Here is a 22,944-nt window from a genome sequence, read left to right as displayed (position 1 = left end):
TGGAATAAAAACTCCATTGACCCGTAAACTTATCATGATTCCACTTCACGATACTTATTCTGTATAAACCGCAAACGGAACGATAGAATGACCGCACCGACCGTTAAGCCGGCAATCAGACCGACCCAATAGCCGAACGCGCCAAGTTCCGTAAAGCGTGCTAGCATAAACCCAGTAGGCAATCCAATTAGCCAGAACGACACGACGCCAACCAAGAACGTCATCGTCACATCTTTATACCCGCGTAGCGCACCTTGAATCGGAGCCTGCACAGCATCCGATAACTGGAACAATGCTGCATAAATAAAGAAATGCACGGCGAGTGTAATAATCTCTGCGTCCATCGTATACATAGAAGCAATAGACTCACGAAACATTAGTAATATGAATATGGATAGGAAACTGAAAACAACGGCGAACGCTATGCCGAGATACGTATACTCGCGCGCGTCTTTCGTTTTATTCGCACCAATCGACTGACCGACTAGTATCGTCGTACCCATCGAGACGCTTAACGGTACCATGTATAGAAGGGACGTAAAGTTAAGCGCTATCTGGTGAGCTGATATGACTTGTGCGGTATAGCTACTCATCAACAACGTCACAACAGAGAAGATACTTGTCTCGACGAAGATGGAGAGTCCTATCGGAACACCAATCAGTAAAATCTCTTTCCACCGTGGGAATGAAATCCGTTGCCAACCAGTAAACAGCGTAAACTCTTTAAAGTGGCGGGACGTCCAGGCAATCAATACCGCAATGAAAAATACGAGCCAATACGTGAATCCGGATGCATACCCAGCACCCGCACCCCCAAGCTCAGGGAAACCGAAGTTACCGAATATCAAGAGATAATTCAACATGATATTAATCGGTGCTGATAACAGGATGATGAACATCGATACACGTGTTGCCCCTAACGCATCAAAGAATGAACGCAGTACAGTGTAGGCCATCAGCGGAACCAATCCGATGCTCATACCCGTCAGGTAGGCGGACGCCACTTCTATAACCGGTGCATCTAGTGGCATTCTTGTGATAGCGGGTAACACGACCCAGTGGATCAAGACAAAAATGATTGCTGAAAGAGCGAGAGATACGTATAATGCTTGCTGGACAGTAGGGCGGACATCCTTTTTGTTCTTCGCACCGATTTGCTGTGCGATAATAGGAGTTAGACCCATGAGAATTCCGGAAAGGCCGGTATAGACCGGTATCCAGAAGGAACTACCGATGGTCACGCCTGCTAAGTGGAACGTATCATAGCGTCCTGTCATGAGAATATCGAAGAACGACATCAAGTACAGTGCCACTTGCGTAATGACAATGGGAATCATGATTTTAATGAAAATGGATGTTTTTTGTTGCAAAGGGTTCGTTACAGTAGTCATAGTTTTGATTTCCTCTACTAAAGTTTTTTACTTTGACTATTGTAGCATGAAAATATAGTAGGTAACGCGGAAGGATGGAATGAATGAAGCAACCGGTAGTCGTATTAACAGGTGGCGGGACAGCAGGGCATGTGTCCGTCAACCAAGCGTTAATTCCCATATTTTTAGATAAAGGATATAGTGTGCATTATATTGGTTCTCATGAAGGTATTGAAAAAGAGCTGATTGGAGAAGGGCATCCGGAAGTGGTCTATCACGCCATACAAAGTGGTAAGCTACGCAGGTATTTCTCAATGAAGAATTTTACGGATCCATTTCGGGTCGGAGCGGGGACGCTACAAGCACTCGCTATTCTTCGTAAATTGAAGCCGGAGATCATCTTCTCTAAAGGAGGGTTCGTTTCAGTGCCGGTTGTTATGGCAGCCAAACTTGCGAATGTACCTGTCGTTGTCCATGAATCAGACGTGACACCAGGACTTGCGAATAAATTGGCATTGCCGTTCGCATCACAAATTTTTACGGTCTTTGAACAGACGTTGCAATATGTGCCGACAGCGAAATCTGCATGCACGGGCCCGATTATCCGTCCAGAGCTGTTTATGGGTAACCGAGAAGAAGGATTGCGTAGAACGGGTCTGAATTCGGAAAAGCCCGTGTTCATTATAATGGGAGGTAGTCAGGGCTCTGCTGTGTTGAATGTGGCGGTGCGCAATGAACTGCCTGCTTTGCTTGAGAAGTATCAGATCATTCATTTATGTGGTAAGGGAAATGTGGATGACAGTCTGGCGGTGGCGGGATACGTGCAGTATGAATATGTTACCGATGAATTGCCGGATCTACTGGCAGCGTCCGATTATGCAATTTCACGCGCGGGCTCGAATGCGATATTCGAACTTCTTGCAATCCACAAGCCAATGCTACTCGTTCCGTTAGCCGCTTCAAAGAGCCGTGGCGATCAAATATTGAACGCCAATTATTTTGCTTCCAAAGGATTGGCATTGCAAATTGAAGAAGAACAATTCGAAGTTCAGCCTGTTACAGAACAATTCGACGAACTCGTAAAGGAGAAAGCGCGATTGTTGTCGAATATTGAAAAGACGACAGAACCGAAGACGCCTGAAAAGATGGCAGAATTGATTTTGTCGTTCCAAAAATGAAAATGTACGCGAAGTACCTAAGAGGCGTAGTTTTCAGTATTATTTAATATATTTGCTAGTACTTTGCAGAAAACTATGCATATTAGGATTAATCCCTTTCAGTTCTAAGGTTTGCGTGCTATTATTGTATAGAAGTAGTGAAAATAAACACAACACGCCGGTAGGCAAATGTGGAGGTTATATTACATGTCGAACAATGTGGATTCCCATCGTTCCCCGTATGCTAATTTTTCGGGTCCAAACCTTGGGTATGTAATGGAAATGTACGATCTGTTTAAAACAGATCAAGATGCAGTAGATCCTGATTTAGCAGAGCTATTCAGGAATTTTGGTGCGCCTCAGATGGATGATTCAGGTCAAGAGGCAGTTTTAGCGCAAGGTTCCCAAACGGATTTGCGTAAAGTTCTTGCCGTTTATTCTTTACTTGAAGCTATTCGTTCTTATGGACATCTTGCAGCTGATATTTATCCATTAAACGATCGACCTAAAGATACATCCCGTCTTGAACTGTCTTATCATGGATTGACAGAAAGCGATCTGGTCGGATTGCCAGCAACTTTGTTCTTAAAAAATGTTCCAGCGACAGTGGAAAACGGATTGGATGCAATGAATTACTTGAAGTCTCTTTACACAGGCTCCATCGCATACGAATTCGCACACTTGATCGATGAAACAGAGCGTACGTGGATTCAATCAAAAATTGAAAACGGCGACGTACAGTCAAACTTGCAAGAAGACGAGAAAAAACAACTTCTTGAGCGTTTGACGGAAATTGAAGGATTTGAAAAGTTCATTCACCGTACATTCGTTGGAGCTAAACGTTTCTCTATCGAAGGTGTGGACACATTAGTTGTCTTAATCGACGAATTAATGCGTCGTTCTGAAGAAGCGAAAATGGAAAAAGTGCTAATCGGCATGGCTCACCGTGGACGTCTGAACGTGTTGACACATAACTTAAATAAACCATATGAAATGATGTTCGCAGAATTCGCAGGCGTACCTGCTTCACCGTTCTTGCCAAAAGACGGTTCTTTAGAAGTAACACGCGGCTGGTTCGGCGATGTGAAATACCATATGGGAGCTCTTCATAAAGGCAAATCGGGAATGAACCGCTTCTTAGCGTATAACCCGTCTCACCTTGAAGTAGTGAACCCGGTGATTACTGGACAGACTCGTGCTGCACAGGAAAACACGGATAGCCCAGGTATTCCAAAGCAAGATACTAACAAAGCATACGCGATCCTAGTACACGGTGATGCGGCGTTCCCTGGACAGGGAATCGTACCGGAATCATTCAACTATTCACGCGTTCGTGGTTTCAGAACAGGTGGATCGGTTCACGTCATTGCCAACAACACAATTGGCTTCACGACAGAATACTATGATTCCCGTTCTACACACTATGCATCCGATCCAGCAAAAGGCTTTGAAGTGCCTGTATTCCACGTGAATGCAGATCACCCAGAAGAAGTTTTAGCTGTGGCAAAACTGGCATTCGAATATCGCCAGCAGTTCGGTAAAGACGTATTGATCGATTTAATCGGTTACCGTCGTTACGGGCACAACGAAATGGACGAGCCACTAGTGACGAATCCAGTGATGTATAACGAAATCCATAAACACCCGACAGTTCGTCAAATTTACGGACAACGCCTGGTCGAGCAAAAGCTCATGACTGACGAAGAAGTAAAGGCAATGGACAGGTCGGTCAACGCAACTATGCAAGAAGCTTACGATCATGTTAAAGAAGAATCTGCAGATGCACCTCAAATTTCCAATGCAACACCGGAAGTGGTACAAGCTGGACTTCCACGTGATCTAGAAACAGGGGTTTCGGAAGATCGCCTTCGTAAAATGAACGAAGAGCTATTAACGTATCCAACTGATTTCGCTGTCTTCAGCAAATTGGATAAAATCTTAAAACGACGCCAAGAACCATTCAATGGTAAAGGCAAAATTGACTGGGCACATGCTGAGCAATTGGCATTCGGTTCCATCATTCAAGACGGTAAGCCCATCCGTATCTCTGGACAAGATATCCAGCGCGGTACGTTTGCACAACGTCACTTAGTTTTACATGATGAAAAAACAGGTGAAGAACTTGTTCCGTTGCATCATATTAGCGGATCTAACGCTTCGTTCGTGGCTTATAACAGTCCATTAACAGAAGCAGGAATCGTCGGATATGAATTCGGTTATAACTTAGAAGAAGACAAAACAATGTCTATTTGGGAAGCACAATACGGTGACTTCTCGAACATGGCACAAGTGATGTTCGACCAGTTCGTTTCTTCAAGTTATGCGAAGTGGGGACAGCAATCCGGCCTAGTGCTATTGTTGCCACATGCATTTGAAGGACAAGGACCAGAGCACTCCAGTTCTCGTATTGAGCGTTTCCTACAGCTTTGTGGAGAAAACAACTGGACAGTCGCGAATATCTCCAGTGCAGCAAACTACTTCCACGTATTGCGTCGCCAGTCGAAAATTCTCGGCAGCGAAGCAGAGCGTCCGTTAGTAATTGCAACGCCTAAGTCTTTACTTCGTCACCCACTAGTTGGAGCAGATGTTGAAGATTTAACGGAAGGTCACTTCAAGACAGTTCTTGAGCAACCTGGTACAGGAACTAAACCTGAAAAAGTGAAAAAGATCTTGTTCGCAAGCGGTAAGATGGCAATTGACTTGGCTGAGAAGATCAAAGACGGCGAAGGATTCGACTACTTGCACGTAATCCGTGTAGAGCAGCTATATCCATTCCCATCCGACAAAATCAAAGAAATCGTTGCTCGTTTCCCGAAAGCAAAAGATTTAGTATGGGTTCAAGAAGAGCCGAAGAACATGGGTACATGGTCATTCGCTTATCCGTTCCTAGAAAAACTAGCTGACGGCAAAGACATTTCTTATATCGGTCGTATCAAACGCTCAAGTCCTTCTGAAGGCGACGGCGCATCTCACAAAAAAGAACAAAACCGAATCATTGAAGAAGCTTTGAAAAAGTGATATAACAAGTAAATAAGCTTTACAGAAAAAGTAAAAAAACTACTTATACAAAGTAGCTTATCCGTTAAAAAACGGTATACCTACGAGGAGGAATTTATTGTGGCAGAGATCAGAGTACCTGAACTAGCAGAATCAATTACAGAAGGTACAATTGCAAAATGGTTGAAACAACCCGGTGAAAACGTGGATAAAGGTGAATTCATCGTTGAATTGGAAACAGATAAAGTGAACGTCGAAGTCATTTCAGAAGAAGCGGGTGTATTGTCTGAACTATTGGCTGCAGAAGGCGACACAGTTGAAGTTGGCCAAGTAATCGCGATTGTAGGCGAAGGTTCAGGTGCACCGGCACAACAAGCTCCACAAGCAACTGAAGCAGCAGCGCCAGCACCTGCACAAAAAGAAGAAACTCCGGCTCCAGCAGCAGCTGTAGCAGAAGAAACTTCTTCTTCAGACCGCACAATTGCAAGTCCAGCAGCACGCAAGCTTGCACGTGAAAAAGGTATCAATCTTGCGGACGTATCACCTGTTGATCCAATGGGTCGCGTACGTGCACAAGACGTATCTGCTCACAACAACGCTCCAGCACCTGCTGCGGCGGCTCCAGCTCCTAAAGCAGAAGCGAAAGACGATGGCCGTATCACTCGTGAAAAAATGACTCGTCGCCGTCAAACAATCGCTAAGCGTTTGCTTGAAGTTAGACAATCAACAGCAATGTTAACTACATTCAACGAAATTGATATGTCGAAAATGATGGAACTTCGTTCACGCAAAAAAGACCAGTTCTTCGAGCAAAACGATGTACGTCTAGGCTTCATGTCATTCTTCACAAAAGCAGTCGTTGCTGCATTGAAGAAGTACCCATATGTTAACGCTGAAATCGATGGCGATGAAATCCTATTGAAGAATTACTTCGATATCGGTATCGCAGTATCTACTGACGGTGGACTAGTTGTACCAAACGTAGTAGATGCAGACCGTAAGAGTTTTGCACAAATCGAAGCATCTATCGGAGAGCTTGCGAAAAAAGCACGCGACAACAAGTTGACATTGGCTGATATGACAGGCGGTTCATTCACAATTACAAACGGTGGAGTATTCGGTTCACTATTGTCTACTCCAATCCTAAACGGTACACAAGTAGGAATCTTGGGTATGCATACAATTCAGAAGCGTCCAGTAGCTATTGGTGACAATATCGAAATTCGCCCAATGATGTATGTTGCACTTTCTTACGATCACCGTGTAATTGATGGTAAAGATTCAGTTGGATTCTTGAAGATGGTTAAAGAGTTGCTTGAAAACCCTGAAGACCTTCTACTAGGTTCTTAATTAACACAATCCAAGCGACCCGCTAATCAGCGGGTCGTTTTTATTTAGAAGGGGAGAGGTTTTATGTCATATTTACAATGGTTGGATGAGCCTACTTTGAAGACAGTAACGTGTACGCACACGGATGCAGCGAAGTTTTTCGTTAGTAATATGCTGACGGTGGGGAAGGCGTATGACGTGAAGAACGAGACAGAGGAGTTTATTTTCGTAGTAGACAATTCGGGCAAAGTCGGCGGGTATTATAAGACGTATTTTGAGTGAAAGATAGAGATGGGGAGACGGTTCTTAATTGAACTGTCTCTTTTTGTTGTGTTTTGAAGCTCGATTTGTGAGGAAGTTAGGGAGGGCAATCGCGGTGCCGCTCATTGATTTGGTGTAAGTGATCTTAGAACCTGGTTAAGTGCTCTATGACATCTCTCATCCGCTCTATCGGGGTCCTCGGTCGCTCATAGACACCCGACAAGCGATCATAGAGACACGGCAACCGCTCATAGCCTGACTTCACATGTCACTACTTACAACAAATCACACAAAAAAACCGTCTCTCTTATGAGGGACGGTTTTGTGACTCTTCATATACAGCTAATAAACGTGTCTTGAGGTCTTGTTCCATTCTGGCAATCTCGGTCTCGGCAGCTTTTCGTTTTGCGCGACCGTCTGCTTGGATCAGCAATGTCTCTTCGATTGTCTGGATCAAGTTCTCTTGTGTGGTTTTCAATGTATCAATTTCAATAATGCCTTTTTCATTCTCTTTCGCTGTCTCAATACTATTCACTTTCAACATTTCAGAGTTGCGAAGTAGTAAATCATTCGTTGTCTTCGTCACAAGCTTCTGAGACTCCACAGCCTTTTGCTGACGGTTGAGTGTTAAAGCAATCGCAATCTGGTTCTTCCAAAGGGGAATAGCTGTCATGATGGACGCCTGAATCTTCTCAGCTAACGTTTGGTTCGTTTGTTGGATCATTCGAATCTGTGGCGCACTTTGAATCGTGATTTGGCGTGATAGTTGCAAGTCGTATAGGCGTTTTTCAAGACGATCTACAAATTGCGCCATGTCGTTGACTTCTTGGACCATCATTTGATCATCTGAAGCCTGTGCTTTTTTATGCAATTCTGGAATAATCGTGCTATTGATTTCATCAATCTTTAATTCTGCAGCTGCAATGTAGACGTTCAGTGCTTGGAAGTAGGTTTTGTTTTGTTCATACAAATTATCCAGCATGCGGACATCTTCCATTAAACCACGTTTGGAGTGTTCTAGTTGAACGCTTATTTTATCGACTTGTGTGCCGAGTTTTTCGTATTTTGTCATGATTTCTTTAATAGGGCGAGTAGCCTTGTTGAATAAACGGCTTAGTCCCGATTTCTTTTTATCCGATAGATCATCTGTATCGATTTCGGATAATTTGGCCATTAATTCGTTCAGTACATCACCGACAGGGCCGATATCTTTGCCTTGAACATGGTCAAGCATTTTGTGAGAGAAGTTGGAAAGTTCATTTTGTGCATTGGCGCCATAGGAAATGACGGCTTCGTAATTGCCTACCGGAATCTGTGAAGCCAATTGTCTTGCTTTGACTTGTTCTTCGGGTGTTAAACGGTCAATGAGTTTGACAGGTGCTGTCTCATCCGCAAGCGAGTTTTCCATCTCTTTTGGAAGTAGGCTAGCGTCCATATCGAACGGATTGCCGAGTAAATCGTCTACTGATTTTTCTTCTAGTGTGTGTTTATCTGTCATTAGAATGTTCCCCTTTCGATTCGAGCAACGGTTTGTTTCTCTTGAGTGTAATGTCCACATAATCAATTTCCATGCGTAGTTTCTCTAAATCGGTTGCTACGGCATTTCGAAGATCGCGTTCCATTTCGAGACTTAAATCGGCTAATGTTTCGCGTGTATGCTGCAAGGCAACTTTGATCTCTTGATCTTTTAATGGTTGATTCACTAGCAAGCTATACTTTGAAGTAAGTTCTACGACCGAGTCCAAGTGCGCATAGAAAAAGCTCTCGACTTGATAGAACTTCCGTGGGTTGTTTTGGACAATTTTGATGATACGTCGAGCCATTGAAGACATGTCGTACACTTGTCTAAATGCTTGAATCGAACGTACTTGTCCATACATATTACCGAGTTGTTTCAGTTTTTTCTTGGATTCACTCAATTGTTGTTCAATATGTTTATATTCAGAGCGCGCCATACCGAATTGTTTCAGTGTGGAACGTAACTGCAGTTCTTTAATGGCTACGTTGCCTCCTGCATACATGGCAATCCCGATTGCGGACCCTAGGAAGAAATTGATGCTCGTCCCACCGATGAGGATGAACCATGTCAGGAAACTAGTAGGCGCCATAATTAAGTGTCGTGTGAAAAAGTTTTTTATATTCGTCATGATTGTTCAGGCCACCTTCCATTCTGACTCTATATAATACTTACGGATTAACTGCGAAAAGGTTTCATTTATCGTGCAGACAGTAAGGTTACTGGAGCCTATCTCAATTATAGCCGAAAATGGTCGAAAACTCATATATTACGCCACGTGAATCATTTTACTTTGAATAGTGGGAAGGATTTGCTAAAATGAGTATCATTCCTGCATAGCGCAAGATAAAGGAGTGCATACTGAATGTATGAAGTGGTATACATGAAGGCGGACTTTGAGCCGTGGTGGATGTTTGAAGAGTGGAGAGACTATAGCGTCACATCCAAAACATTTACGAATGAAATCGAAACGCAAGCATATATTGAAGAAGTGATCAGCAAGATGGAATCATACTTTGAGCATTATGAAGTTCGTAAAGGTTGTTTCCACGCATTTTGGTCGACAACCGAAAAATATTATTGCGATGGCTGTGAAGGAGATTTACAATTGTATCACGGTATCATTGTGTTACTAAACGGTGAACCGAACATATCGTAAGAACATTCTGTAAAAAGTGTTATTTATTTATTGACAATCAAGTTAAATATGTTATACTTAACGTAAGTAAATTAATCGAACGACCGTATGCTAAGTGATTCACCTATTACAAAAGTGATCGGCGACGTCGGTATCTTTTGTAATACGTGAATTTTTTGCTTTGCTAAGGTTCGTGTATTAATAAGTACGTATATTTTTGGAGGTAATCGAATGAAACAAGGTACAGTAAAATGGTTTAACGCAGAAAAGGGCTTCGGTTTTATCGAAGTTGACGGAGAAGAAGACATCTTTGTACACTTCTCAGCAATCCAAGGCGACGGATTCAAATCTCTTGACGAAGGTCAGCAGGTTGAATTTGAAGTTGTCGAAGGAAACCGTGGTCTACAAGCAGCTAACGTTGTTAAAATCTAAACCACTTGAAAAGGCGCCCATTGTGGCGCCTTTTTGTTTGCGGAAAATTAAGGTTGTGTCACGGTTTCGAGACTAGAAGTAACCACAAATTCTTCTTCGCCTTCCATAGACATCGTGGATTCACGTTTTACTTCCCCGAAATCCTTCACGATATAAATCCTATTCACAAAATCCTTCCCAGCCTGTTCAATGACAACTGCATCCTCGAATTGCTGATAAGGTGTCTCTACTGAGGCATTCATCTCGACGATCTTCCAGTCATCAAACGTAGTTCCGACTTCGATAGGGCCCTTCAAATACGTTCGGATCGGCTTCATGGACTTTAATTCCTCTGGTGTAGGAACGCCAGCATCCAATTCGATGTGTTCTTCCTGCAAGACTTGAATTTCATCCCCATTGATCTTATACACTTTTTGAACGAATGTACCTCCGTTATTTTCATGAATGACGACATAATCTTGCGAAGGTCTCGCTACGGTGATATCTAGTTCAGCATATTCATTTCCTACGCCTTTATAATGTGCGCTGGAACCGTCGGGAAGAAAGTACTCCAATAAAGACACATCGGTCAGATTCGCATCGTCATTTTGCTGATCTTTCTTTTCGTCAGTCTTTCCTACGGTACCTGTCTTGGAAGAGCCCGTCTTATCATCAAGGGACGTAACAGGTTTATTTGAGCATCCAGCAAGCACGAGAAACAGCACAACCATCAGAAACCAAAGATTACGTTTCATAATGAAAAACCTCCTTTTATTTTGTGGTATTCCCTTATTAGTAGAAGCTATTCATAACAAGTGAAGAATAGGGAAGCGTAAACGTATGTAGTTTCAAGAAAAAGACTACCCAAAGTTCTAACTTCTGGATAGTCTGCCTACATAGTCTATTTATTATACTTCCATTAATTAAGGCTGCGTCATATTTTCTAAAGTGGACGTTACAACGTAATCCGGTTCTCCGGCGATCGTCATGATCGACTCCCGTTTTACCTCGCCAAAGCCTTCAGCCAAATATATTCTATTGACGAAATCACTATCAACTTGCTCTACAACTACCACGTCGTCAAATTGTTGATAAGGTGTCTGTAGGGAAGCGCCGACTTCAATAATCGTCCAATCATCAAATGTCGTCCCCACTTGAATAGGTTCCTTCAAATACGTTCGAATGGGAACCATAGCATCCAATTCAGCCGGTGTCGGCAATAGTACATTGAAATCAACGGGTTCCTCCTTCACAAGTTGAATCTGGTCACTTTCCAATTTGTAGACCTTTTGAATGTAGGAACCACCATTATTTTCACGAATGACGACATAATCGGGTGCTGGTCGGGATATAGTATTAGCCATTTGCGCGAATTCATTCCCGACACCTTCATAATATACACTCGTGTCGTCAGGAGGGAAGTAATCCAACAAGGTATCAGGAATAGCCTGTGGATCGGCTGTTGTTTCAGGTTCCTCCACAGCATCTTCTTCGATATTTTCATCTATTTCAATTTCAGTAGCGGGAATAGTCACTTCTGGTTCGATGTGTTCAAATATCGTGTCATCATCAACGGGTGGAGCAGGGCTACTTGTATTATCAGTCGATGCAGGCTTGGACCCACATCCAGCAAGTACTAAAAGAAGTGTAGCTATCAGAAACCATACAGTATGTTTCTTCATAAGAAAACCTCCTTTTATTCTTATAGTATTCCCTTAATTGATAGAAATAAATCACAGGATAATCAATAAATATAACTATTTTTATAACTTCATTAATACCAATCTTTTTTTCACCATCAACAACTAGGAACATACGGTCTATTATCCTATTGCATAGTTATAAGAAACCTGGTTCCAAATAATCCTAGTTCTTTACAATTCTCCTCGCACCACATAGTTTGCTATACTATAACTATCTCACGTACAGCAATCAAGGAGGGAAGATCAATGAAGAGTACATTTGTCATTCGTCAGAGAGCTTTTCTGAAGCTCTACATGCTACATAAAGCAGAAGAGGGGAACTTGTATGGTCTACAAATATTAGATGACCTTCTAGACCATTTCAGAGACCTTGGTTACCGTCCGACTAAGTCTGAAGTATATAAATCGCTTCATGATTTACTAAACGACGGCCTGATTGTTAGACATCCGGTCCATAAACAGGGGACAGAGATGCAGACACTTTACATCTACCGTATAGGGGATCAGGAAAAGGTGAAAGCGTACAAAGACTTAATCAAGTTTGAACTGGATCGATCCATATCGTTACTTAACAGAGCGTTAGTAGACAACTACTCGCAAAAAAGAAAATAACAAAAAGGAAAAGAGAAGCTACGGCTTTTCTTTTTTTCATATAGTTTGTACGAACGAAAAAAGACTATCCTAGAAATTGTTGCTAGGATAGTCTCAAGATTACCTATATATTATGCTTTCTGACCTTTAAACTCCAAATACTCATCATATGTCATCGATTTATCAAAGATCGTTCCATCATCATTGATCTCGATTACACGATTAGCGATTGTTTGGATGAACTGATGGTCATGTGATGTGAAGATCATAGCGCCTTTAAACGCAATTAAACCATTGTTAAGCGCTTGGATAGACTCCAAGTCCAAGTGGTTTGTCGGTTCATCAAGCAACAAGACGTTCGCACTTGTAAGCATCATTTTCGATAGCATACAACGAACTTTTTCTCCACCTGATAATACGCTAGGACTTTTCTTCACTTCTTCACCAGAGAACAACATACGTCCAAGGAATCCACGCAAGAATGTTTCTGTTTCATCTTCAGGAGAGTATTGACGCAACCAATCGACTAGCGTCTGCTCCGAACCTTCAAAGTACTCCGAGTTGTCCATTGGGAAGTATGCGTTAGTTGTTGTAACGCCCCATTTAATCACTCCAGAATCCGACTCAGTTACTCCAGCGAGCATATCAAGCATTGCTGATTTCGCAAGTGGGTTACCAATCAAAACGATTTTGTCTTCTTTATCGAGTGAGAAAGAAGCATCTTTAATCATTGTTTTGCCATCAACTGTTTTCGTAACATCTTTAACAGATACAACATCGTTACCGATTTCGCGTCCCATTGTAAAGTTGACGAATGGGTAACGGCGAGAAGATGGTTTGATGTCATCCAACTCAATTTTTTCCAATGTCTTTTTACGTGAAGTGGCTTGTTTGGATTTTGAAGCGTTGGCACTGAAACGCGCGATAAACGCTTGCAATTCCTGAACTTTTTCTTCTTTTTTCTTGTTTGACTCTTGAGATAGTTTCAACGCCAGTTGGCTGGACTCATACCAGAAGTCATAGTTACCAGCGTAGATCTGGATTTTACTGAAATCAAGATCCGCAATATGTGTACATACTTTATTCAAGAAGTAACGGTCATGGGAAACGACTATGACAGTGTTTGGGAAGTTGATTAAGAATTCTTCTAACCAACGAATTGCTTTAGTGTCCAAGTTGTTTGTTGGCTCATCCAGTAGCAAAACGTCCGGCTTGCCGAATAATGCTTGTGCAAGCAATACTTTTACTTTGTTTGATCCGTCCAGTTCAGACATTTTGGAGTGGTGCATACTTTCAGGAACGCCAAGACCTTGAAGGAGTACAGAAGCTTCAGATTCTGCTTCCCATCCATTCATATCTGCGAATTCGCCTTCGAGTTCAGCTGCACGCATGCCGTCTTCATCGGAGAAGTCTTCCTTCATATAAATAGCGTCTTTTTCTTTCATCACTTCATACAGCTCTTTGTAGCCCATGATGACAAGATCCATTACTTCATATTCTTCGTATTCAAAGTGGTTCTGTTTCAAGACAGCCATACGCTCGTCTTTTCCAAGAATAACATTACCTGTTTGAGGTTCAAGTTCACCTGACACGATTTTGACAAATGTAGATTTTCCTGCGCCATTCGCTCCAATTAATCCATAGCAATTACCTGGATTGAACTGTATATTGACGTCTTCGAATAGCTTGCGGTCGCCGAAGCGAAGACTTAAATTACTAACTGCTAACATATATAATATCCTCCTAAGTTCACAATGTTCCTAGTATACATTAAAATTACGTGAAATGGAATGTTTGAACTAGTACTGTTTACAAATTTGATTTACGATATAATGATGATAGACGATCTATACGAATTATGAGTAAAAGGAGTCTTGGTATTGCGCTCTAAATCTAGTCAAATTCTTTTATTATTTGCGATCTTCTTAGTCGCGCTCAATTTACGACCAGCCATTACATCTATTGGGCCCATGCTGGATATTATTCGAGATGATTTGGCGTTGTCTAACACACAAGTGAGTCTCTTAACTGTTATTCCAGTCATTTGCATGGGGGTATTCGCCATGCTCGCACCGATACTGAATAAAGCGATCGGCTTAAACAAGACGATGTACTTAATGTTGCTGTTACTTGCTGTAGCAACCGGAATTCGCTTTTCGGTTACGTCATTTAGTGTATTATTATTGACAGCTTTCATTGCGGGAGTCGCGATTGCTGTTATTGGACCTTTGCTGTCCGCGCTAATCAAACAGTATTTTCCGATGCATGTTGCAGTAGTAGTCGGCATTTATTCATTCGGTATGGGGATGGGGGCGACGCTAAGCACAGGTTTAACGGGGGTTTTTTATGAAAAAGTAGGGTCCTATTCATTTGCGCTAGCCGTTTGGGCCGCTATTGCGGTTCTAGGAATGATTGCGTGGGCAGTCACCGCCAAGCATCCAATTGAAGTGAAGCAAGTGTCAGAACAACCTGTAGTAAAAGGGGAAAATCCATGGCGCAGCAAGAAGGCATGGAGTTTCCTTATATTCTTCGGTTTACAGACGGCATTGTTCTTCTCCGTTTTAACGTATCTCGTTCCGATTGCTGTATCGAACGGCATGACGCTTTTACAGGCGGGGACATTGCTTAGTTTGATGACGGTTGTGCAGATCTTCATGAATATCGGTTTCCCGATTGTCTTGCAAAAGTTTACAAGTAGAACGCCAGCACTTGTTGTAATTCTCGCGCTCGGTATTGTGTCGATTGGCTTGATGTGGACGGCAGATCCGTTGTGGTTCGCAATCGGCGTACTCGTGATGGGCATTCCGCTCGGTGGGTTATTCCCGATTTGCTTGCTCATGCCAATGGACGCTACTGATACAGCCGAAGAAACGAATTCTTGGACTGCGATGATGCAGACAGGGGGGTTCATCATAGGTGGAATCTTGCCTCTACTCGTCGCTTCCTTATATGACTACACAGAAAATCATTACGTTACATTGTTCGTATTTCTTCTTTTATTTGTGGCAATGCTAGGACTAGCGTTGCAAATAGGTCGATCCGCCAAGCAAAGCTCGTGACTGGACGCAACCCGTTGTGAACAGAAACGTCCTGATAACTGGATACACACGGATAATGGAGGAATGACGCTACATGGATGAACACTTCGACGAACAGCAGCCACATCGCAGGAAAAAGAAGCGTAAATTACGCGTTGGCAGAGTTTTTATAACAGCAGTATTGCTATTCACTGTAACGATTTCGGCTTATAGCTACTTTCAATATAAACAAGGCAAGGCAATGACAGCGGGCAGCAAGATCAACCCTGGAGAATTTCAAGGCGATTTGCTAAACCCGCAAGATCCAACGACAGAGAATTATTTATTGCTCGGTGTCGATAATGATGGATCAGGAAAATACCGTACCGATACGATGATGGTATTATCTTGGGACCAAACAGCTGGTACCGCACATTTAATTTCATTTATGCGAGATATTTATGCACAGATCCCAGGGTACCAGTCGTATAAACTGAATACCGCCTATTACTTGGGTGGTGTCCAAACTGCGAAAGAAACGATTTCGGGGATGTTCAATATACCTATTCATCATTACGCAGTCGTCGATTTTGATAATTTCGAATCCATTATGGACATTGCGTTTCCGAAGGGTCTTGAAATGAACGTTCAAAATGAAATGTCTGAAAAAATCGGAGTCACGCTAAAACCTGGCGTCCAGCGATTAAACGGCAAAGAGTTACTTGGTTATGCACGATTCCGCGCAGATGATGAAGGGGATTTCGGGCGAGTCAATCGCCAGCAGGAAGTGATTCAAGCAGTAAAGGACGAGCTATTTAGCGTATCAACAGTCTTGCAAGCACCGAAAGTAGCTGGTGCACTCGATAACTTCATTGAGACGAACCTCACTTCAAAGGATGAGCTAACAAGAGTGCTGACAATTGTTGCGAAACGTAAACTGGATCTTCAAACATTACGTATTCCAGTTGAAGGAAGTTATTCTTTTACTTCCTATAGTCACGCAGGATCTGTAATTGATATTGATTTAGATAAAAATAGAGAAGCGATTCGTTCGTTTTTAGCTACACCATAACGGATCGAATAAAGGGGGGAGTGAAACATTGAGGCAGCCACCAAAAAAATCTTCTTTACGGAACTTCTGGTCGATACCCTCGACTTCACCGGTAGTTGGATTTCTCGGTGGTCAATCTACATTGTTTGTTTTACTTTGTTTATTGTTCATTGGATTGATCATCTTGGTCTTCACTCAAGTTTCATTTATTTTCTATCCGATTAAAGTATTTTTCTCAACAGTTGTTTTACCGGTCGTACTCGCGACGATTTTGTATTACTTAATGCGTCCTATTCTTCGGTTTTTGGAAGAACGTCTGCGTATACCACGCGTCTACGGAATCTTGATTATTCTACTAGCGACTGCAGGTTTACTAACATTAGTGATTTTCTTAGTATTACCGTTCCTGCGTTTACAGACGATCAATCTATTCGATGAATTCCCAACGTATTTTAAACAGTTAATTTTGGACACCGATCAGTTTTTCCGCAACTCCATATTTGCGCCGGTTTATGAAGGATTCAACTTTAACGTGAATAGCTTCCTTGATTCCGGTTTTGAGAGTATCGGTACGTTCTTCACGGAAACTATAGGTGGCATCGCATCAGGTATTACTTCCTTCGTTTCTGCGTTAACGGGAATCATTTTGAGTATTTTTACGGTACCACTCATACTGTTTTACTTACTGAAAGACGGCGAGAAGTTGCCCCAAATGATTTTGCGTATGTTGCCTCCACGTTTGCGAGACGATGCATCGATCATCTTCCGCAATGCAGATCGGCAAATCAGTGCGTATATTCAAGGACAAATTCTGGTTGCTATTGCGATCGGAATCATGGTGTCGATTGGCTTCCTCATTATTAAAATGAAATATGCGTTGTTGCTCGGGGTACTTGCGATGTTCACGAGTATTGTACCGTATTTAGGTCCAGTCATTGCTATTACGCCCGCAGCTATTATCGCGATTGTCACATCACCGTTCATGCTGGTGAAGCTTGCGATTGTTTGGACGATTGTGCAAGTAATCGAAGGGAAGTTCATTTCACCGCAAATCATGGGAAAATCGCTACATATCCACCCGATCACGATTATTTTCGTCCTACTGACAGCCGGTTCGCTATTCGGTGTCGCTGGAGTGATTCTCGGGATTCCTGCGTATGCGCTGCTGAAGGTAGTCGCGACGCATATGTTTTACTTGTTCACGCTGCGCTATAATCGTTTCGAGACAGATGAAGAGATGTATTATGATGCAGATTCGCTTGAGGAATATTATGAGATAGATAGAGAGTAACCCGCCGGTAGAAGGCGGGTTACTTTTTTGTTTATAGAAATATGTGCGTGCTCATAGAAACGCTTGATGTGCTCTTAGAGTCTAGTTAATCGCTCTATGACATGCGATTTCCGCTCTATCACACTTCGCGAGCGCTCATAGAACTAACTAAGTGATCATAGAACACCTATAACCGCTCATAGCAATTCACGCAATTCACGCAACTCCTGAGACTGCTAGAGAATGATCATGGCGAATGATAGGCCCGTTTCATTTCAAAGCATATTATGATACTTTTAACTATAATTAGTTATATGTGTTAGGGGGTATTACATAGTGAAACATTTTTTACTTTCTACTTTGTTCGTTATGCTAACTATTTTTCTGATAGGATGTTCAGATACGGATAATACGGATGCAACAGATCAAGAAACACCTGAAGCTGAAATATTAGTCTCAGCTGCCGCTAGCTTAACTGACGCACTTGAAGACTTGAAAGCAGATTTTGAAGAAGCCAACGAAGGTGTTACCGTTACATACAACTTCGGAAGTTCTGGTAAACTGGCAACCAATATTGAAAATGGCGCGCCGTCTGATGTCTTCTTATCAGCAAGTTCAAAAGACATGAATGAAATGGAAGACAAAGGCTTACTCATCAATGAATCAAGAAAAGACTTTACTGAGAATGCGCTCGTATTGATTGCACACAAAGATTCTGACAGTACGATTTCTTCATTTGAAGAAATTGATCCGGCAGCACTCAATCATTTCGCAGTAGGCGAGCCGGAATCCGTTCCGGTTGGACGCTATACGAAAGAGACATTTGAAAACTTGGATTTATGGGAGCCTTTGAAAGAAAAGTTAGTTTTAGGATCCGACGTACGGCAAGTGTTGACACATGTGGAAATGGGCAATGCGGATTACGGTGTCGTGTACTCGAGCGACGCGTTCATTTCGGACGATGTGAAAGTATTGGCTGTGGCAGACACGGGTTGGCACTCGCCAATCGTCTATCCTGGGGCTGTTGTTAAAGACTCGAAGCATCAGGAAGCTGCACAGCAATTCCTTAATTATTTAACGGGTGCTGAAGGTAAAGAGGCATTACAGAAGTTTGGATTTAAGTAAATGAAAGGGGGGAGAAGGCGTGCTGGAAATGGATTACTCTCCATTGTTATTATCTTTAAAAGTGGCTGCCATCTCCACTTTCTTTGTATTTATAGTTGGTGTGTTCATTGCATATTTGCTCGCAAAGCGTGATTTTTTCGGAAAAAGTATATTGGAAGCCCTGTTTTTGCTGCCACTTGTGTTACCCCCGACTGTTGTTGGATTCGGTTTACTTATTTTATTCGGCAAAAAAGGCTGGATTGGAAGTTGGTTACTTGAGTGGTTCGATTTTCAGATTGTCTTTACGTGGATTGGCGCTGTCATTGCTTCGATTGTTGTGTCATTTCCGCTGATGTATCAAAGTGCTGCGGCCGCTTTTGACAGTTTGGATGAACGGCTATCCAATGCCGCGCGTACGATGGGCGCTTCTGAATGGCGCGTCTTCTGGTCAGTAGTGTTTCCGCTCGCTTGGCCTGGATTGCTGGCAGGGTTGGTGCTTTCATTCGCAAGGGGACTTGGGGAGTTTGGTGCTACGTTGATGTTGGCAGGGTACATACCGGGTAAAACCGACACCATTCCAATGGCGATCTACTTTGCAGTGGAGTCGGGTCAGATGGAAAAGGCGACGTTTTGGGTCGTTATCATCATTACATTCGGATTTAGTTTGATTTTATGGGTGAACTGGTGGAGCAAACGTAATATGAGACGTTTTACAAAATCGTGAGTCTAGGGGGAATCGACATGTTGCATGTAGAAATCACTAAACAGCTCGCACACTATGAGATGAATATTCATTTTCAAATGTGTTCAGAGATTCTTGTATTAGTTGGTCGATCAGGCTCTGGTAAGACCACTATCCTGAACAGCATTGCGGGCCTTACACATCCAGATTCCGGCATGATTCTTTCAAAAGAACAAACATTTTATGAAACCGGCGAAAAACCATTGCCCGCTCGTGATCGTCAAATCGGTTATTTATTCCAAGATTATGCGTTATTTCCGCATAAGACAGTGGAGAAGAATATTTGGTTTGGTGTTAAAAAGAATCGGCGAAAAGAGAGTACCGAAACCATTCGTGAGTTACTTCACGTACTGGGCATTGAACATTTATTGCAGAAGTATCCGCACCAAATCTCGGGTGGTGAAAAGCAACGCGTTGGCTTAGCGAGAGCGTTAGCTACACAACCTTCCGTACTATTGCTCGATGAACCATTATCTGCTCTTGATAGAGAAACACGTAAACAGTGTCAGGATGAGCTATTACGCCTGCACGACCGTTGGAAAATCCCTTTTATTGTCGTTACGCATGATTTAGATGAAGCAGAACGTCTTGGAGACCGGATTATTTATTTAAATGAAGGACAAATTGAAGATGAAAAGTGGAAAAAACAATTGATTTCCACCTATTAAGACACAGAAAGCTCCGATTTCATATCTGAGCTTTTTTATGTTTTGTGTAATCTTCGGAGAACCGCTATAATGCTTAGTAACTGATATGTATCGAAATGGATTCACTACCAGATAGGAGCTAAAATCATGGGCAAGCAACTAAATGATCGGAAAGCGCAGCATATCCAGATCGTACTGGATGAACACGTGACGGGAAACTCGATCACAACAGGCGTGGAACAATATGAATTTTTACATAATGCTTTACCTGAATTATCATTTGAAGACATCAATACAGATCAAGACTTTCTAGGCAAAACATGCAAAACTCCTTTTTTGGTCAGTTCAATGACTGGTGGAGCAGATTTTGCGGAAACGATCAACCGTAATCTCGCACTTGCTGCAGAGCAACGCGGCTGGGCACTTGCGCTAGGTTCTACGCGCGCTTTAATTGAAAGTAAAGCATTCCGGCCTTCATTCGCATTACGAAAGTACGCCCCAACTACACCAATTATCGCCAACTTAGGTGCCGTACAGCTGAATTATGGATTTTCTGCTGATGAATGCCGTCAAATTATCGACTACACCGATGCAGATGCGTTAGTACTGCATATCAATGTCTTACAAGAAGTCATTCAACCAGAAGGAAATACGAATTTTAGTGGATTACTTTCTAAAATCGAGAAATTATGCAATGAATTAACGATTCCTGTAGGCATTAAAGAAGTTGGATGGGGAATAGATGGGGAAACCGCGAAGAAGCTCCTAGATATTGGCGTGTCATTCATTGATGTAGCGGGTGCAGGCGGAACATCTTGGAGCCAAGTGGAAAAATACCGTACGACACCGATCAAACAACAAGCAGCGGCAGCGTTTAGCGAATGGGGAATTCCGACAACGAAATCACTTGAGCTAGTTAGACTTCATATGAACGGAAAATTACTCGTTGCAAGCGGCGGACTTCATACGGGTGTCGATGCAGCAAAATGTATTGCACTCGGCGCAGATTTTGTCGGTTTTGGACGTGCAATTCTAGAAGAAGCCACTATATCTGCTGAAAGCGTTTTCCGAATAATGGAAGTGCGTGAATTAGAATTAAGAATGGCGATGTTTGCGACAGGTTCAGCGAATATCCAAGCATTGCAACAAACCGATCGATTACAAAGAATAAACTCGTGAATCATCTGCGAGTTTATGATGACTTAGGAGGTATAAATAATGTGGAAATTAGTAAGTGGTAGAATCATTCAAACTACTGATGAAACACGGATTAAGTTTCGGACGAATATTAGTCAGGAGATTTTAGAGAAATTAGAGGAATTATCAGAGCGACATAATACACATAGCAATTATTTGCTGGAAAACGGTTTGTGGAACGTATTGGCCGCAGGAGTTATTGAATTCGATAAGAATTTGCGTCCAGCAGATCGAATTCAGTATAAAACAACGTATGATAAAGAATTGCTTGAATCTGTGAAAGAGTTCGCTAAGGATCATAAGTTGTTCATTAACGATGTCATCGAGTACAGTGTAGGATATATCGACTTCAAAGATATAAAGACTAAGGAGCATAAGAATCGCTTAGAAAGCTAGGGCGAGAAGGATACGTGGAGATTGGAAACTATATAGATCGTAGAACGCCCCGAACATAATATAAATTATAGGAAGTTACGTGTCACTTAGAAGTATACTTGCGATAGTGAGATATTTGCGCTTTTTTCAATGATTTATGCGCTAGGCTTATTATAATTACTTAACGTGTTTACTTCAAGGTTTTTTAATGTTTAGGTGTTGTTTAAAGGTTTGTTTAATACTTTCTTAATTAAACACTATAAAATGCTTTATTATTGCTCTGCGTTTTATATTTCATTTTAAATATGGATGATCGGTTTCATTAGCTTAACTTAATTTAACCAGTCATTTATACGCTCTCTTGAACTCCGTGTTGAATTTGTTAATTGACGTATCGCTTTTAAAGACTTTTGACACGTACTATCATGGCGATTATCCTATCGATCACTGTTTGACCGCCCTTTCCCTTGCAATTGACTGATTAAACTTCTTATCTTCTGCTTGTTTTAGTACTTGATGGTCCTCTCCTTGATTACTTTACGTGGAATAGTCGATGTTCATTTGATAGCATGATGCGAGGAAAATTATGCAAAGAAGGATTATTTGGAACCATGTTCAATAAGATTACATATAGCATCTAGATTTTCCGATACATATAGACCGTTCTTAGTCTATCACTTTTACCGCTTGTATGTTCGTATTCGTTAATGGAATTGTATAAGTTGATCAGGAAATCTGTCTTGCATACACCTTGTCCGTGTGGCGCAGCAAACCTTTCACTCGTATCACGACATGTAAATACATCGCAACACAGATTTTCTTCATATTCTATCGATCCACATATGATCTGGTTGTTGCCCTTTCCACTTCCCCCCTTGATTACAACACGTGAGATATTTATTGCGTTCCTATTTATACGGCGCGAACAATAATAAACTAAACAAGGATTATTTGGAACCAGGTTTCTTATGATTTTAAAGTCCATTAGTTATTACTTTTGACGATAAAAAAGCAAAACTCGACAATTTACGAGCTTTGCTTAGTATACCCTAGTATGGCGTCTGTATG

21 protein-coding genes are annotated in these 22,944 nt (G+C 42.0%); 15 read left to right on the top strand and 6 right to left on the bottom strand.

Annotated elements, in window-relative coordinates; translation table 11 throughout:
- Positions 1-32: 32 nt before the first annotated feature.
- Positions 33-1,391: an MATE family efflux transporter gene (locus SporoP32a_RS01100; protein WP_085426226.1), complete on the bottom strand. Its 1,359-nt coding sequence runs from the start codon at positions 1,389-1,391 to the stop codon at positions 33-35.
- An 83-nt stretch (positions 1,392-1,474) separates the two neighbouring features.
- Between SporoP32a_RS01100 and SporoP32a_RS01095 the strand changes: the two genes are divergently transcribed.
- The 4 genes from SporoP32a_RS01095 to SporoP32a_RS01080 all read left to right on the top strand — a co-directional run bounded on the left by SporoP32a_RS01095 (position 1,475) and on the right by SporoP32a_RS01080 (position 7,135).
- Positions 1,475-2,548, top strand: a complete 1,074-nt coding sequence (locus tag SporoP32a_RS01095; protein WP_085426225.1) for an undecaprenyldiphospho-muramoylpentapeptide beta-N-acetylglucosaminyltransferase — start codon at positions 1,475-1,477, stop codon at positions 2,546-2,548.
- Positions 2,549-2,734: 186 nt separating this feature from the next.
- Positions 2,735-5,545: a 2-oxoglutarate dehydrogenase E1 component gene (locus SporoP32a_RS01090; RefSeq protein ID WP_085426224.1), complete on the top strand. Its 2,811-nt coding sequence runs from the start codon at positions 2,735-2,737 to the stop codon at positions 5,543-5,545.
- Positions 5,546-5,644: 99 nt separating this feature from the next.
- The gene (gene odhB / locus SporoP32a_RS01085) at positions 5,645-6,874 is read left to right on the top strand and encodes a 2-oxoglutarate dehydrogenase complex dihydrolipoyllysine-residue succinyltransferase (RefSeq protein WP_085426223.1); all 1,230 of its coding nucleotides are present in this window, start codon (positions 5,645-5,647) and stop codon (positions 6,872-6,874) included.
- Between the two features lie 63 nt (positions 6,875-6,937).
- Positions 6,938-7,135: a DUF6501 family protein gene (locus SporoP32a_RS01080; RefSeq protein ID WP_085426222.1), complete on the top strand. Its 198-nt coding sequence runs from the start codon at positions 6,938-6,940 to the stop codon at positions 7,133-7,135.
- Between the two features lie 286 nt (positions 7,136-7,421).
- Here SporoP32a_RS01080 and SporoP32a_RS01075 read toward each other — a convergent pair whose 3' ends face one another.
- Positions 7,422-8,612, bottom strand: coding sequence for a toxic anion resistance protein (locus SporoP32a_RS01075; RefSeq protein ID WP_085426221.1), 1,191 nt, complete (start codon positions 8,610-8,612; stop codon positions 7,422-7,424).
- Positions 8,602-9,261 carry a 5-bromo-4-chloroindolyl phosphate hydrolysis family protein gene (locus SporoP32a_RS01070; RefSeq protein WP_085426220.1) on the bottom strand — a complete coding sequence of 220 codons (660 nt, stop codon included), beginning with the start codon at positions 9,259-9,261 and terminating at the stop codon, positions 8,602-8,604. Before SporoP32a_RS01070 ends, SporoP32a_RS01075 begins: the two co-directional genes overlap by 11 nt.
- Positions 9,262-9,495: 234 nt before the next feature.
- Here SporoP32a_RS01070 and SporoP32a_RS01065 point away from each other — a divergent pair, with 234 nt between their 5' ends.
- Positions 9,496-9,789 (top strand): DUF1033 family protein, encoded by a 294-nt coding sequence (locus SporoP32a_RS01065; RefSeq protein WP_085426219.1) that lies wholly within the window; start codon positions 9,496-9,498, stop codon positions 9,787-9,789.
- 210 nt (positions 9,790-9,999) lie between these two features.
- Positions 10,000-10,200 (top strand): cold-shock protein, encoded by a 201-nt coding sequence (locus SporoP32a_RS01060; protein WP_085426218.1) that lies wholly within the window; start codon positions 10,000-10,002, stop codon positions 10,198-10,200.
- 47 nt (positions 10,201-10,247) lie between these two features.
- On the opposite strand, the gene SporoP32a_RS01055 is transcribed toward SporoP32a_RS01060, so the two are convergent.
- Both SporoP32a_RS01055 and SporoP32a_RS01050 read right to left on the bottom strand, forming a co-directional pair.
- Complete coding sequence (locus tag SporoP32a_RS01055; protein ID WP_085426217.1) at positions 10,248-10,934, bottom strand: hypothetical protein; 687 nt, start codon at positions 10,932-10,934, stop codon at positions 10,248-10,250.
- A gap of 168 nt (positions 10,935-11,102) precedes the next feature.
- The gene (locus SporoP32a_RS01050) at positions 11,103-11,861 is read right to left on the bottom strand and encodes a hypothetical protein (protein ID WP_085426216.1); all 759 of its coding nucleotides are present in this window, start codon (positions 11,859-11,861) and stop codon (positions 11,103-11,105) included.
- 267 nt (positions 11,862-12,128) lie between these two features.
- On the opposite strand from SporoP32a_RS01050, the gene SporoP32a_RS01045 reads away from it, so the two are divergent.
- Positions 12,129-12,494, top strand: a complete 366-nt coding sequence (locus SporoP32a_RS01045; RefSeq protein ID WP_085426215.1) for a helix-turn-helix domain-containing protein — start codon at positions 12,129-12,131, stop codon at positions 12,492-12,494.
- Positions 12,495-12,604: 110 nt separating this feature from the next.
- On the opposite strand, the gene SporoP32a_RS01040 is transcribed toward SporoP32a_RS01045, so the two are convergent.
- Positions 12,605-14,203 (bottom strand): ABC-F family ATP-binding cassette domain-containing protein, encoded by a 1,599-nt coding sequence (locus SporoP32a_RS01040; protein ID WP_085426214.1) that lies wholly within the window; start codon positions 14,201-14,203, stop codon positions 12,605-12,607.
- A gap of 150 nt (positions 14,204-14,353) precedes the next feature.
- Between SporoP32a_RS01040 and SporoP32a_RS01035 the strand changes: the two genes are divergently transcribed.
- From SporoP32a_RS01035 to SporoP32a_RS01000, 8 genes are all read left to right on the top strand, one after another.
- Entirely contained in the window at positions 14,354-15,532 is a 1,179-nt protein-coding gene (locus SporoP32a_RS01035) for an MFS transporter (protein WP_085426213.1), read from the top strand.
- Between the two features lie 73 nt (positions 15,533-15,605).
- A complete protein-coding gene (locus SporoP32a_RS01030; protein ID WP_085426212.1) occupies positions 15,606-16,562 on the top strand; it encodes an LCP family protein in 957 nt (318 codons plus the stop codon).
- Positions 16,563-16,635: 73 nt separating this feature from the next.
- Entirely contained in the window at positions 16,636-17,832 is a 1,197-nt protein-coding gene (locus SporoP32a_RS01025; RefSeq protein WP_085428943.1) for an AI-2E family transporter, read from the top strand.
- Between the two features lie 315 nt (positions 17,833-18,147).
- A complete protein-coding gene (gene modA, locus SporoP32a_RS01020) occupies positions 18,148-18,936 on the top strand; it encodes a molybdate ABC transporter substrate-binding protein (protein ID WP_099625230.1) in 789 nt (262 codons plus the stop codon).
- 28 nt (positions 18,937-18,964) lie between these two features.
- On the top strand, positions 18,965-19,639 hold the full coding sequence (modB, locus tag SporoP32a_RS01015; protein WP_369823309.1) for a molybdate ABC transporter permease subunit: 675 nt from the start codon (positions 18,965-18,967) through the stop codon (positions 19,637-19,639).
- A 17-nt stretch (positions 19,640-19,656) separates the two neighbouring features.
- A complete protein-coding gene (locus tag SporoP32a_RS01010) occupies positions 19,657-20,325 on the top strand; it encodes an ABC transporter ATP-binding protein (protein WP_085426209.1) in 669 nt (222 codons plus the stop codon).
- Positions 20,326-20,451: 126 nt separating this feature from the next.
- Positions 20,452-21,483 carry a type 2 isopentenyl-diphosphate Delta-isomerase gene (gene fni, locus SporoP32a_RS01005; protein WP_085426208.1) on the top strand — a complete coding sequence of 344 codons (1,032 nt, stop codon included), beginning with the start codon at positions 20,452-20,454 and terminating at the stop codon, positions 21,481-21,483.
- 39 nt (positions 21,484-21,522) lie between these two features.
- Positions 21,523-21,897, top strand: coding sequence for an rRNA methyltransferase (locus SporoP32a_RS01000; RefSeq protein WP_085426207.1), 375 nt, complete (start codon positions 21,523-21,525; stop codon positions 21,895-21,897).
- Positions 21,898-22,944 lie beyond the last annotated feature (1,047 nt).

This window comes from Sporosarcina ureae (genome assembly GCF_002109325.1).
GTDB lineage: Bacteria > Bacillota > Bacilli > Bacillales_A > Planococcaceae > Sporosarcina > Sporosarcina ureae_C.
This window is presented reverse-complemented; position numbering and strand designations above follow the sequence as displayed.

Coding starts and splice junctions, on each gene's coding strand:
- SporoP32a_RS01100 (WP_085426226.1), bottom strand. CDS start 1,391: ATGACTACTGTAACGAACCCTTTGCAACAAAAAACATCCATTTTCATT.
- modB (WP_369823309.1), top strand. CDS start 18,965: ATGGATTACTCTCCATTGTTATTATCTTTAAAAGTGGCTGCCATCTCC.
- SporoP32a_RS01050 (WP_085426216.1), bottom strand. CDS start 11,861: ATGAAGAAACATACTGTATGGTTTCTGATAGCTACACTTCTTTTAGTA.
- SporoP32a_RS01090 (WP_085426224.1), top strand. CDS start 2,735: ATGTCGAACAATGTGGATTCCCATCGTTCCCCGTATGCTAATTTTTCG.
- SporoP32a_RS01075 (WP_085426221.1), bottom strand. CDS start 8,612: ATGACAGATAAACACACACTAGAAGAAAAATCAGTAGACGATTTACTC.
- SporoP32a_RS01040 (WP_085426214.1), bottom strand. CDS start 14,203: ATGTTAGCAGTTAGTAATTTAAGTCTTCGCTTCGGCGACCGCAAGCTA.
- SporoP32a_RS01045 (WP_085426215.1), top strand. CDS start 12,129: ATGAAGAGTACATTTGTCATTCGTCAGAGAGCTTTTCTGAAGCTCTAC.
- SporoP32a_RS01060 (WP_085426218.1), top strand. CDS start 10,000: ATGAAACAAGGTACAGTAAAATGGTTTAACGCAGAAAAGGGCTTCGGT.
- SporoP32a_RS01095 (WP_085426225.1), top strand. CDS start 1,475: ATGAAGCAACCGGTAGTCGTATTAACAGGTGGCGGGACAGCAGGGCAT.
- SporoP32a_RS01080 (WP_085426222.1), top strand. CDS start 6,938: ATGTCATATTTACAATGGTTGGATGAGCCTACTTTGAAGACAGTAACG.
- SporoP32a_RS01070 (WP_085426220.1), bottom strand. CDS start 9,261: ATGACGAATATAAAAAACTTTTTCACACGACACTTAATTATGGCGCCT.
- SporoP32a_RS01030 (WP_085426212.1), top strand. CDS start 15,606: ATGGATGAACACTTCGACGAACAGCAGCCACATCGCAGGAAAAAGAAG.
- SporoP32a_RS01065 (WP_085426219.1), top strand. CDS start 9,496: ATGTATGAAGTGGTATACATGAAGGCGGACTTTGAGCCGTGGTGGATG.
- SporoP32a_RS01000 (WP_085426207.1), top strand. CDS start 21,523: ATGTGGAAATTAGTAAGTGGTAGAATCATTCAAACTACTGATGAAACA.
- SporoP32a_RS01055 (WP_085426217.1), bottom strand. CDS start 10,934: ATGAAACGTAATCTTTGGTTTCTGATGGTTGTGCTGTTTCTCGTGCTT.
- fni (WP_085426208.1), top strand. CDS start 20,452: ATGGGCAAGCAACTAAATGATCGGAAAGCGCAGCATATCCAGATCGTA.
- SporoP32a_RS01010 (WP_085426209.1), top strand. CDS start 19,657: ATGTTGCATGTAGAAATCACTAAACAGCTCGCACACTATGAGATGAAT.